This is a genomic window from Paenibacillus lautus NBRC 15380 (genome assembly GCF_004000945.1).
In the GTDB taxonomy this organism is placed as follows: domain Bacteria; phylum Bacillota; class Bacilli; order Paenibacillales; family Paenibacillaceae; genus Paenibacillus_AQ; species Paenibacillus_AQ lautus.
Map to the genome: position 1 here is coordinate 95,687 of NZ_BIMF01000013.1, position 12,824 is coordinate 108,510.

General features: G+C 51.3%; 8 protein-coding genes. 6 read left to right on the forward strand and 2 right to left on the reverse strand.

Annotated elements, in window-relative coordinates; translation table 11 throughout:
- Window positions 1–10 precede the first annotated feature (10 nt).
- A complete protein-coding gene (locus PLA01S_RS21100) occupies window positions 11–1,234 on the forward strand; it encodes an MFS transporter (RefSeq protein ID WP_127593899.1) in 1,224 nt (407 codons plus the stop codon).
- 166 nt (window positions 1,235–1,400) lie between these two features.
- On the opposite strand, the gene rnjA is transcribed toward PLA01S_RS21100, so the two are convergent.
- Window positions 1,401–3,119 (reverse strand): ribonuclease J1, encoded by a 1,719-nt coding sequence (gene rnjA, locus PLA01S_RS21105; RefSeq protein WP_127593900.1) that lies wholly within the window; start codon window positions 3,117–3,119, stop codon window positions 1,401–1,403.
- Window positions 3,120–3,303: 184 nt separating this feature from the next.
- Between rnjA and PLA01S_RS21110 the strand changes: the two genes are divergently transcribed.
- Together PLA01S_RS21110 and PLA01S_RS21115 are read left to right on the forward strand one after the other, a co-directional pair.
- A complete protein-coding gene (locus PLA01S_RS21110; RefSeq protein WP_127593901.1) occupies window positions 3,304–4,056 on the forward strand; it encodes a YqcI/YcgG family protein in 753 nt (250 codons plus the stop codon).
- A 322-nt stretch (window positions 4,057–4,378) separates the two neighbouring features.
- Window positions 4,379–5,782, forward strand: a complete 1,404-nt coding sequence (locus tag PLA01S_RS21115) for a glycosyl hydrolase family 18 protein (protein ID WP_127593902.1) — start codon at window positions 4,379–4,381, stop codon at window positions 5,780–5,782.
- Here the strand turns inward: PLA01S_RS21115 and PLA01S_RS21120 are convergent.
- Complete coding sequence (locus tag PLA01S_RS21120; protein ID WP_127593903.1) at window positions 5,777–6,655, reverse strand: helix-turn-helix transcriptional regulator; 879 nt, start codon at window positions 6,653–6,655, stop codon at window positions 5,777–5,779. The genes PLA01S_RS21115 and PLA01S_RS21120 overlap by 6 nt on opposite strands.
- 172 nt (window positions 6,656–6,827) lie before the next feature.
- On the opposite strand from PLA01S_RS21120, the gene yicI reads away from it, so the two are divergent.
- The 3 genes from yicI to PLA01S_RS21135 all read left to right on the forward strand — a co-directional run bounded on the left by yicI (window position 6,828) and on the right by PLA01S_RS21135 (window position 12,712).
- The gene (yicI, locus tag PLA01S_RS21125) at window positions 6,828–9,155 is read left to right on the forward strand and encodes an alpha-xylosidase (protein WP_127593904.1); all 2,328 of its coding nucleotides are present in this window, start codon (window positions 6,828–6,830) and stop codon (window positions 9,153–9,155) included.
- Window positions 9,156–9,372: 217 nt separating this feature from the next.
- Window positions 9,373–11,181: a sensor histidine kinase gene (locus PLA01S_RS21130; RefSeq protein WP_127593905.1), complete on the forward strand. Its 1,809-nt coding sequence runs from the start codon at window positions 9,373–9,375 to the stop codon at window positions 11,179–11,181.
- The gene (locus tag PLA01S_RS21135) at window positions 11,156–12,712 is read left to right on the forward strand and encodes a response regulator transcription factor (protein ID WP_127593906.1); all 1,557 of its coding nucleotides are present in this window, start codon (window positions 11,156–11,158) and stop codon (window positions 12,710–12,712) included. Before PLA01S_RS21130 ends, PLA01S_RS21135 begins: the two co-directional genes overlap by 26 nt.
- The last annotated feature ends 112 nt before the right edge of the window (window positions 12,713–12,824 follow it).

Below are 12,824 nucleotides of genomic sequence, written 5' to 3' on the forward strand. Positions count from 1 at the left end.
GGCGGCCAATATGGGCAATATGCAATTGTTAAAAGAGCCGAAGCGGCGCAAGCTGCTGTTCAGTGCGGGTGCCAGCTGGATGTTCGATGCGATGGATGTCGGGATGATTTCGTTTGTTGTTGCGGCACTGGCAGCGGAATGGTCGTTGAGCTCGCAGCAGGTAGGTATTCTGACAAGCACCACCTCGATCGGAATGGTATTCGGCGCGGCCATGGCTGGATTCCTGGCCGATAAATATGGACGGAAAAACATTCTGCTGTGGACGCTGCTCATATTCTCGATCGCCAGCGGTCTTTCCGCGCTGGCTACCGGTTTTATCATGCTGTGTTTGATGCGCTTTATTGCCGGCTTCGGACTTGGCGGAGAGCTTCCGGTTGCATCCACGCTGGTATCGGAAAGCATGCCGGTTCATGAACGGGGAAGAGCGGTTGTGCTGCTGGAAAGCTTCTGGGCGGCAGGCTGGATACTATCCGCGCTTATAGCCTATTTTGTCATCCCGGATTACGGCTGGCGGGCAGCCTTTGTTATTGGGGCTCTGCCTGCTTTTTATGCGCTCTACCTGCGGCGTGCCATCGAGGATTCGCCAAGGTATATCGAGCAGAAAGCCAAGGCCGCCCGTAAGCTGACCTTCGGGCAGCGAGTGGCTTCGGTCTGGTCGGTGGAACATCGTCGTACCAGCATCATGCTGTGGGTGCTCTGGTTCACGGTCGTATTTTCGTATTACGGCATGTTCCTGTGGCTTCCGACCGTCATGGTCGATAAAGGATTCAGTTTGGTCAGGAGCTTTCAGTATGTGCTGATTATGACGCTTGCCCAGTTGCCGGGCTATTTTACGGCCGCGTACTTTATAGAAAAGTTCGGGCGGAAATTCGTTCTCGTTACCTATTTGGTGCTCACGGCCTTTAGCGCAATCTGGTTTGGTTACGCCAATACGGAAGGCTCGCTGCTCGCAGCAGGCATTTCCTTGTCATTCTTTAATTTGGGAGCATGGGGAGGTTTATATGCCTACAGTCCGGAACTCTATCCGACGAAGGTTCGTTCAACGGGGGTAGGGCTGGCAACGTCTTTCGGACGGATTGGCGGCGTTATTGCACCGCTGCTCGTCGGTGTGCTGAAGCAAAATGGCACCCGTATCGAATTTATTTTCGTGATGTTTTTCGTGACGATCCTGATCGGTGCGCTTGCGGTACTGGTGCTTGGCAAGGAAACGAAAGGGCTGGAGCTTGCGGACTAAGGCTGGAGACCGCGTGTAGATAACGTTTTTATTCCGAATCAGGAAGGATATGCTTCGAAGTGTATACTTTCCGATATCTGAAGAAAGGGTGGATCCGAAGGTTTAAATTACCTTGGATCCACCCTTTTTATGTTGAGATACAGTTAAGGCTCAAGTGACCGGAGCCTTATACTTCCATAATGGAAGGCATAATGTACGGGCTTCGGCCCAGTTCCCTTTTAAAATAACGGTTGAGTGTGTTGTTTGTCATCTGTTCCCAGGCAGCGCGGTTGTATTCACGCTGTTCACCGGCTTTGTTCAGCTGTTTCCGCAGCATCGCTTCAGCTCGGCGTAGAAGAGGCTTGGAGTCCTGCATATATACGAATCCGCGGGTAATCAGCTCCGGCCCGGAGAGCAGCTTGCGCGTCTCGCGATGGATGGTAATGGCGACGATGACAACGCCATCGTGAGCGAGCTGTACTCGTTCCTCGAGCAATTCCTTCTCATGGGTACGCAGCTCTCCATTGTTGATGTAGACGTCTCCGGAGGGGATATTCCGCCCTTTACGCGCATAGTTGCGGAATAGGGACAGCGTATTCCCAATGTTCATCAAATAAACGTTGCTGTCTGAAACCCCAACCTGCACGGCGAGGTGACGATGATTAAGCATCATTCGGTATTCCCCGTGGATCGGTACAAAATATTTTGGACGCAAACTGCTGATCATAAGCTTCAAATCTTCGCGGCAGCCGTGTCCCGACGTATGGATATCGAGAATGGAACCGTATTTAACTTCAGCTCCTGCCCGCATCAAGAGATCAATGCTGCGATTAACGTTCTGGGTATTCCCAGGAATCGGCGAAGACGAGAAAATAACGGTGTCCTCCGGATGAATCTGGATCGAACGATGGGCACCCGAAGCGATGCGTGTCAGCGCTGCATTGGGTTCACCCTGGCTGCCTGTACAAATAATCAGCACCTGGTCGTCGCGATAACGGTTAACGGCTTTCACATCAATCATCATGCCGTCCGGTACGCGAATATAACCAAGCTCCTGACCGATCACAAACACCTTCTCCATGCTGCGGCCAACGATGGCGATTTTGCGGCCTGTTCGGATGGCAGCTTCAACAACCTGCTGCAGACGATGAACATTCGATGCAAAGGTGGCAAACAGGATTCGTCCGGGACATTCCCGGAACAGACGCAGTATGGAATCGCCGACGGTTCGTTCCGAAGGGGTAAACCCGTCCCGCTCGCTATTGGTGCTGTCAGCCATCAAGGCCAGGACGCCACGCGCGCCGATATGCAGAATTTTATGCAAATTGGCGGGCTTGTCCTCCGGCGTAAAGTCAAATTTAAAGTCTCCGGTATGTACGATCGGCCCGTACGGGGTTTCCACAACGACCCCGAAGGCATCCGGAATGCTGTGGGTGGTTCTGAAGAAATGAACGGAAAGATGACGGAATGAAATCGTTTCGTCTTCATGGAATACGCGCAGATCACTCTGATCCAGCAGCCGGTGCTCTTCCAGCTTCGCACGAACCAGGCCGATGGTCAGCGCCCCGCCATAGATCGGCATCTGGATTTGACGGAGCACATAGGGAATAGCCCCAATATGATCTTCATGACCATGGGTCAGGAACATACCTTTTACTTTATGTTTGTTATCCAGTAAATAACGAATGTCCGGAATAATGTAATCGACGCCACTCATTTCGGCATCCGGGAATTTCAGCCCGGCATCGATGATAATGATCTCATTTTTGAATTCCACGCCGTACATGTTCTTGCCGATCTCGCCAAGCCCCCCAAGCGCAAAGATGCGCACGGGTGGAGCGGAAGGCCTCGGTTTTTTGGCGGGTTTGGCCGTTTGAATCTGATCTGTTAGCAGGGGTTTAGACATAATGTGAAAGAATCCTCTCTATGGTAATTAAGGCATAAGCCTGGTCATTTTAATTTCTTCTCTACTTAAGATATCAGAAAGTTCAAGCTTTTGGGAAACGCTTTTCGAAATTCATGTGCATTTCGCCCGTGACAGTCACCTATTTTTACCCACTCTTATATGCTGTAGAAGAGGAGGACTGGTAATGAGCGGTTTATTAAGGTTGGACGATATGGATGCTGTCCATGGATTGCAGGAGGAATGGCAGCGGAAAGCGATAACCAAGCTGACCGAGAAAATGACGGACCGTGACGCCAAATTCCCCTGTATTCCGGCAGTGCAAGGACATGCACTGAATCATTTTAGATACGGCTTTATCCATCAAGGCGAATCACAGGCCGCGGCGGAACAGCTGGCTGCTCTGCTGCGCGAGTTCGGGCTCGGCTCCAGGGACTTCGGGCCATATACTTCACTTGTCGTCATGATCTATACGGAGCCGAGCAGAGATAACCTGGAAGGCGCCCAGTATTATGAGCGCTTGTTCTGGCAGCTGTTAAGCCGGACAACCGAATACGATACGGAGCCTTGGCCGGCGGATCTGCCGGAGGAGCCGACGGATCATCTGTGGGAATTTTGTTTTGCGGGCGAGCCTTATTTTGTTTATTGTGGCACACCGGCACATGAGCTTCGCCAGAGCAGATACTTTCCCTACATGATGCTTGCTTTTACACCTCGTTGGGTTCTGAAGCAGTTCAATGCCCGAACAAGGCAAGCAGAACACACCAAGAGATTGATTCGTCAGCGGTTGGCCCAATATGATCCCGTACCACCGCACCCTGACTTGAAGTTCTACGGGGCGGATGATAACTATGAATGGAAGCAATATTTTTTGCGGGATAACACGGAGTCACTATCGAAATGTCCGTTTGCAAGGCGGCACAAAGAGATCAATCCATAATAAGAAATAACACGTTGCTATCATCATACCCTAAATCCGAGTCAGGGTTAAACATGCTTTCTATTAAAGAGCTGTCTCATATGCGGTAATCCGCAGTATGACAGCCTTTTTTACGTGGAAGCGTGGATAGGTCAGGGTATAGGATTTTGCCCCTGAATTAGTAAATCTTATCCTTGTTGTACAAAAAATCACCAAGTTACACTTAAAGTACGTCATATCATTTCATCTGTGTGTGTTAGGAGGTGTTTAAGGTAAGGAGCTTTCACCAGCTTTGAAACCGCTTTAATGAACGAAATTAATTGGCGAAGGAGTTGTTTGATGAATGACAAGGTTGTCCAGAACGATGAGAGGATGGATTCTCGGATTCATCGCCGTGCTGGTGCTCAGTATGTTCCCTGTGTACAAGGCTCAAGCCGCTGAGGTTTGTGCGGAGCCCGCTTGGAGCAGTTCCGCCATATATGGCGGGGGCAATATGGTATCCCATAACGGTCATGCCTGGAAAGCGAAATGGTGGACGCAGGGCGAGGAGCCTGGAACGACAGGACAATGGGGGGTATGGGAGGACCTTGGAGCATGCAATCCCGGGACACCGCCCGTCGATCCCCCGGTGGATCCACCAGTAGACCCTCCTGTAGACCCTCCGCTGCCTGGTGACCGTATGTATGTCGCTTACGCGAGCTCTTGGAACACCAGTATTTACGATTTGACTACCGCCAACATTCCCAATTACATCACCCATCTCAATCTTGCATTCGTAAGGCCGGACACCACCTATACCCAAGGGTCCTATGCGTTTGATCAAGCCGTTGCGGGCTTGGAATTCGTGGAAGGAGCCACGACGCCGAATGGGCAGCGTACATTTACAGCCCAGCAGTCTCAGGATCTGCGTAACAACATCGCATCTCTCAGAGCCCGCGGAACGAAAGCGTTCCTATCGGTAGGAGGCTGGTCATACAGTCAAGGTTCACAGTGGTCCAGATTCAATGCCAAGAACATTGTGGATTTGGCTCTTGATCTAGGCGCTGCCGGAGTCGACATTGACTGGGAATCCAGCGGCAGCAGCTGCAACAAAGGAACAGCCGCCCAGTTCAGCTGCACCAAGGATGGAGAGATCGCTGGGATTATTACGAGTCTCTATAATGAAATCCATGCAAGAAACGCGAATCTGCAGATTTCCATCGCCGGCTGGTCCACGGGCGCTTATTACGTGAAAGGAACGCCGTTTGAGGAAGGCAAGGTCCAATGGGGATCACCTTTCGGAGGTACCATGTACCGCGTAGTCAAGGACCATGGCAGCAAGATCAACTTCATCAATCTGATGTCCTACGATGGCGGTATTTATTACGATCCGCGTGAAGGCTATGAATCGTATAAGGCGATATACAACGGACCTATCAACATGGGCATGCAGATTGCGCCGGAGGGATCCGGCGGTGCGGTCCTGCAGCTGAATGCCGCACCGGGCACGGTCTACGATGCCGACATGATGAACGGTCAGAATAATATCGCAACGCCCTATTATAATGTAGAAACGATGGTGAACTATATGAAGAATAAGGGAAGGGCGAATGATGGATTCATGCTGTGGCAGCTCTGGAAACAACGGGTTCATCAGCCGGCCCCGTCAGGTGCAGCGAATGAGAACAGCGCGGGCCAGTACGTATGCCGAAACCTGCCGCTTCCTGGAGATTGCAATCAGACCATACCAAGTCTGCCGAAATTATAATTTTTTCCGATATTCCGAAGGCGTGCAGTCCATGATCTTACGGAAGACCCGAACAAAATAACTGATGTGCCCAAATCCGACATCGAGTGCGATGTCGGATATTTTATTGTCCGGCTGACGAAGGAGCTCAGCCGCCTGGCGAACGCGATAGGAATTCATATAGTCCACGGGCGTTTGCCCGGTCATGGATTTGAAGAAGCGGCAGAACTGGCCTTCGCTCATCGGGATCAGATCAGCCAGCTCACTTAGCCGGATGGGATGGTGATAATGATTCTGGATGTAGAGAATGACTTTCTTCAAGCGTTCCGTTTTCACCATATCCGCTGCTTCGCTCCGGCTCCGGTTGACCAGTCGGCCAGAGGATGCGGCCTGAAACAACATGAGGAACAGATGTCCCTTAATAGCGACCTCATAACCGGCAGGTTTGTGCTTCGACAGCAGCGTCATTTCCTTTATATGCTGAAGCAGCTGCTCGTCGGTCTCGGGCGTCATCCATCTTGGAAAGGTGGCTCTCCGCTCCTGAAAGGGAACAATCATTCCTTCCTGTACAAGATCATAGCTGCTGCTTGCAAGCATGCCGAAATCGAACACCATCGCACAGAAACTGCAGCCTTGATCGCCCCGGGCGTGACCGGTGTGAAGGTCTCCTCCATCGATAAATATGGCTTCACCCGCCCGGACAGGGATATATTCCGAGTCGATCTGAAACAGAACCTCACCTTCCATCACGTAGAAAATTTCTGCTTCCTTATGCCAATGGGAGTCTACCACATGGGCCCCGGGGGCAAATTGATACCAGTAGGCACCAAACGGGAAGCGTTCATTCCCGTGGACGGTGCTTTCTTTTAACGACTGGCGAAAGGATTGATCCATGATGTACCTCCTTGGAAATGAATAACCGCTTGAATGATGTCATCTTGTATCAAAATTGTGCTATAAAACAATGGAATACTGTTAGATTGGCTTAAAACAGATCAGTATAATGATATTATAACGCTTACATCTTAAAGTTCAATTTTCATAATATAGAAAGGCGGATTAAAAAATGAAATTTACAGACGGCAACTGGCTTATCCGGGAAGGATATTCCGTTTCGGGAGCGGTTCAAGCTTATGATTTTGCGGTAAAAGGAGATACGTTGACAGCTTATGCCTCCACGGCTCCGATTCCGGGCAGAGGAGCAACCATTAATGCACAGCTGATCACCGTGCAATTTCATTCTCCGGCACCCGGCGTCATCGGTGTAAAGCTGGTTCACTATGCGGGCGTAAGAGATCGTGGACCTGCATTCGAGTTGTACAAACAGGAAGGCGACCATACAGTCATTGAAGAGAATGATCAGGAAGCGGTTCTTCGCAGCGGCAATTTGAGCGTTGTGATCAAGAAAGGTCCGGAATGGTCGGTTCAGTTCTATAGAGGAGAAGAACGCATTACGGGCAGCCGAGCCAAATCCATGGCACATATCGTGGAAGATGGCGGACAGACCTACATGCGCGAAGAGCTGGATCTGGGCGTAGGCGAGTGGGTATACGGTCTTGGTGAGCGATTCACTTCGTTTGTGAAGAATGGCCAGGTCGTGGATATTTGGAACCAGGATGGCGGTACAAGCTCCGAGCAAGCCTATAAAAATATTCCGTTCTATCTGACGAACAAGGGCTATGGCGTGTTTGTCAACCAACCGGACCTCGTATCCTTTGAAGTGGCTTCGGAGAAAGTGAAGAAGGTGCAGTTCAGCGTCCCAGGCGAGTCACTGGAGTACTTTGTTATTGATGGGCCTGATCCGAAAGGCGTGCTGGACAAATACACGAATCTGACAGGCAAACCGGCATTACCACCGGCTTGGACCTTCGGATTGTGGCTTTCGACCTCTTTTACAACTCAATATGACGAAGCAACCGTAAACTCCTTTGTTGACGGTATGCTGGAACGCGATATCCCGCTGGAAGTGTTCCACTTTGACTGCTTCTGGATGAAGGGTCTCAACTGGACGGACTTCCAATGGGATGAAGAGGTGTTCCCGGATCCTGAAGGCATGCTGAAGCGTTTGAAAGAAAAAGGCTTGAAAATCTGCGTGTGGATCAACCCGTATATCGCGCAGCGCTCGCGTCTCTTTGAGGAAGGCCGTGAGAAGGGCTATCTGGTGAAAAAAGCGAATGGCGATGTGTGGCAGTGGAATCTGTGGCAGCCGGGCATGGCGCTGGTGGACTTCACGAATCCGGACGCGTGTGAATGGTATGCAGGGTACCTGCGCGAGCTGGCAGATATGGGCGTCGACAGCTTCAAGACAGATTTCGGCGAACGCATTCCGACGGATGTGGTTTATTTTGACGGCTCCGATCCGCATAAAATGCACAACTACTACACCCAACTCTATAACAAAGTGGTCTTTGATGTGCTGGTGGAGAAATTCGGCAAGAATCAGGCGGCAGTATTTGCGCGCTCTGCAACCGTAGGCGGGCAGCAGTTCCCTGTTCACTGGGGCGGCGATTGCTATGCGGATTATGAATCGATGGCAGAGAGCCTGCGCGGCGGCTTGTCCCTCGGTCTCGGCGGCTTCGGCTTCTGGAGCCATGACATCGGCGGCTTCGAAAATACGGCTCCGGCGCATGTATTCAAACGCTGGCTGGCATTTGGCTTGCTGTCCAGCCACAGCCGTCTGCACGGCAGCAGCTCTTACCGGGTGCCGTGGTCTTATGACGAGGAGGCTGTAGACGTTACGCGCTTCTTCACGAAGCTGAAGAGCCGTCTGATGCCTTATCTGTTCCATACCGCTGTACAGGCATCGGAGCAAGGGGTGCCAAGCATGCGCGCCATGTTCTTGGAATTCCCGGAAGACCCGGCCGTCGAAATGCTGGATCGTCAGTACATGCTGGGAGATTCCCTGCTTGTGGCACCGGTGTTCAGCGAGAACGGCGACGTGAAGTACTATCTGCCAAAGGGCCGCTGGACGCATCTGTTAACCGGAGAAACGGTGGATGGCGGAACCTGGCGTATGGAAACGTACGATTTCCTCGGGCTGCCGTTGTTTGTACGCAGCAACTCGTTCCTCGCCTTGGGCGCAAACGACACCCGTCCGGAATATGACTATGCAGACGGGGTTGAGCTTGGCTTGTATGCATTGGAAGACGGCAGCGCGGCTGCGGTCACCGTTCGCAACATGAACGGGGAGAGCGAGCTGGTTGTACGGGCTGTACGTGCAGGCAGCCGGATCGACTTTACGGTGGAAGGCAGCGGCAAGCCATTCTCCGTGAAGCTGTATGACACGGGAGTAATTTCATCTGTGGAGGGCTCGGGAGTGAGCCTGCAAGAAGGCAGCGTTCAAGTGGAAGCCGGACAACAAGCGGTGACCTTCACGGCAGCTCTGGAAGGGTAAGCCCGGGAAAAGCCTGTTTGATAAAAGAAAAAAAGCATAGCGAAGATGAGCCCGGACCAGCCTTATGCTGGAATCGGGCTTCTTCCATATTTTAGCTGGCCTTGAACAAACGGCAATGCTGATATAATAGGCCTGCGGCAGGTTTATTCACGAATGGTTGTAACCGTTTTCTTTTAAAGGCTGCCGAAGATTAAAGGACAGGAGCGAAGACGGTCCGATGTTATCTTATTTCATTCAACTTGTGAATGACATGAAAATCCGCAACAAATTGATATTGTCTTTTGTGGTCGTGGTCTTTGTGCCGGTAGCCATCGTGGGGATATTCCTTACGGGCGAGCTCCGCAAATTTGCTTTCAACAATGCGTTGGAGCAGGCTTACCAGAACGTGGACCGGGTCAAGAAACGTTCAACCGAAGTCATCAACGTGGCAGACGATTTATCCTATCGGCTATCCTACGACGAGCGTCTGAGAAATCTTGCTAACCGGCAATATGAAAGCGTATACGACGTGTTTGTGGCTTACAGGGAGTATCCCGATTTACAGCAGGCGATTCTGATGTACAAGGAAATATCGAATATCCGTTTCTACAGCGAGAACCCCACCATGCTGAACAATTGGGAGTTCCTTTATCCCGAGGATGAAATCAAGAGAACGGAATGGTATCAGCGAGCCGAGGATGATATCGGCGTCATCTACTGGGACTATATTACGGATGAACGCGATCAGAAGGTGTACCTCAGCTTAATCAAGGGGGTTGATCTTGGAAGCAAGGACAACCGCGGCGTACTTGTCATCAATGTCAATACGGGCATGCTGAACACGATCCTTAGCCAGGAAACGTTTGACACCATGATTGTGGACAGCAATAACAATATTGTCGCCGCTAACCGTCCGGAGCTGTACGGGAAAACGCTAGCCGAGATTCAAGATGCCAGCGGGGTTGTATACCATGCGAGCGGAAGTTATGAATCGGTCATACATGATGAGGCCTCCAAGGTGCTGATTGAACCGTTGAATACGGAATCCGGGGTGAACGGCCTGCGCATTATTTCCATATTTTCGATTGATAGCATCGTCGCGGACGCCAACCGGATCAGCAAACTGGCGATGACGGTCATCATCATCAGTCTGCTGCTGGCCGTTCTTCTGATCTACAGCTTTTCTTCACTGATCTCTAACCGGCTGCTGCGCCTCAGCAAGCATATTACGAAGGTTGGTACAGGCAACCTCGGGGTTGCCATGGAAATTGACGGCAAGGATGAGATCGGGCAGTTATCCCGCCAATTCAACTCCATGGTGGGTAATATTAACGACCTAATGAACGAAGTGCAGGAGTCCAATGAACAGAAACGGTTAATGGAGCAGAAGCAGAATGAAATTAAATTCAAAATGATGGCCAGTCAGATCAATCCGCACTTTTTGTTTAATGCCTTAGAGTCTATTCGTATGGAGGCGCATCTCAAGGGTGAGGACGAAATCGCCCGGATTGTGCGGCTGCTCGGTAAAATGATGCGAAGCAATCTCGAGATAGGCAGCGGAAAAACAACGATAAAAGACGAGATCGAGATGGTGCAGTGTTATCTGGATATTCAAAAGTTCCGCTATGAGGATCGTCTGAAATATGAGCTTCTGGTGGATCCCGAGGCCGATCGGGTAAGAATCCCGCCGCTGATCATACAGCCGCTTGTGGAAAATGCGGTCATACATGGGATGGATCACAAGGAAGAGGGAACTTTCATCAGGGTGAGGGTCACGGCCAGCGAAGGGAAGCTGCACGTCATAACCGAGGATAACGGAGCGGGCATAACCTTGGAGCGGCTGCGGATGATCTATGGTTATTTGAACGATACCGATGAGAAGGACGGAGGACGGATCGGGCTCCGGAATGTTCATGTTCGTCTGCAGCTTACCTACGGCCCTGAAGCGGGTCTGATCATTTATAGCGAACCGGGGATTGGAACGCGCATTGAATTCACTATTCCGACAGGAGGAGAGAACGATGATGAAAGTGTTGATCGTGGATGACGAGCCCAAGCTGCGCGAAGGACTGAAGAGCATCGTGCCATGGACTGAGCTTGGGTTTCAGGTTGTAGGCACCGCAGCCAACGGGAGCGAAGCGCTGGAGAAGCACGGGATGTACGACCCTGACTTGATGCTGATTGATATTCGGATGCCAGGAATGGACGGGTTGCAGCTGATCGAAGCCATTCGGAACCTGGATTCTGAGATTCATCTGCTGATCCTAAGCGGATATGCCGATTTTGATTATGCCAAGCGGGCGATTTCGCATCGCGTGGACGGCTACCTTTTGAAACCGGTGGATGAGGACGAGCTGAGCAAGTATTTGCTTCAGATTAAAGAAGCCATCGAGCAGGAACAGGAGAGGAAGGCACTGAATAGGGCAGCTTCCGATATGAGCCGCGAGCAGTTCATTCAGACATGGTTCAATCCGGAGAGTAAGCTCGATCCGGCGGCTTTACGGCATATCGCCGAGCGGTCAGGACTGTTATGGAACCATTACCAAGTGCTCATTATTCATAATAACGGCTACGATGAATCCGGTGAAGGAGCCGACGACCGGTTGAAAAACCAGCTGATCGAAGCATTTGAAGAGAACGGGCGCGGCACGGTCTTTTACATGCATGGACTACTCGGCGTTCTAATGCCCACGCCGGTATTGACGGCAGGAGGACGAAAGGAATTGCTGCAGACGGTGGAGGAAGCCGCAAGTCAGGCTGGCACGGCAATTACGGCCTCATTGGGACGTCAGGTTCACCGTCTGGAGGATGTAGCCGATTCGTACCGTTGTGCGAAGGAACGGATACGCGAACGCTTCTTCTATGCTCCCGGCGAGTTGTTATTCCCTGAATCCAAGCGGTTTGCCGGTGACATCGCGGGTGAAGATCTGCAGCCTTATGATCCGGAGCAGCTGATGGAGCAGCTCTATTACGCCGTGGACGTAGGCAATGTCGAGGTGCAGCGGAAGCTGCTGTTTGCTGCTGCGTATGCCATGGTGAATGAGGAGTATACGGAGGAGAGAATGAAGGGTGCGTTCGTGGAGCTTCTCACCGGCGTGCACAACAAGCTGATACAACATCAACCGGAGCTGCAGTCCCGCACGAAGGAATATTCGGATCGGATTGCCGCGATATTTCGCCAGCGTACGGCCCATGATTTGTGCCGCCATTCGTCCCAATTCCTGGAGGAGCTGATCTGGCAGGCGGGCAATGGCGGACGGGATCAGGAGATGAAGCGGATCATGGATCTGATTCAGCGCAATTACAATGAGAATCTTAAACTGGAAACACTGGCCTCCGTATTTAATTACAACAGCGCCTATCTGGGGAAGATGTTCAAGAATACAACCGGAGAATACTTCAATACGTACCTCGACAAGGTCCGGATCAACAAGGCTAAGGATTTTCTGAAGCAGGGCATGAAGGTGTATCAGGTCGCGGAGAAGGTCGGTTATACGAACGTAGACTATTTTCATAGCAAATTTAAAAAGTACGTCGGTACCTCTCCATCCAATTTCCGCAAGGAGCTGGACCTGTAATTAGTCGTCATTCCGTAATGCTGATTTGCACAACGTGACCGAGCCCGGATGTGGCGCCGAGGTTATACAGCCCATTGTGACCAGAGCATCGCATGAGGAACCGGGAGCTGGC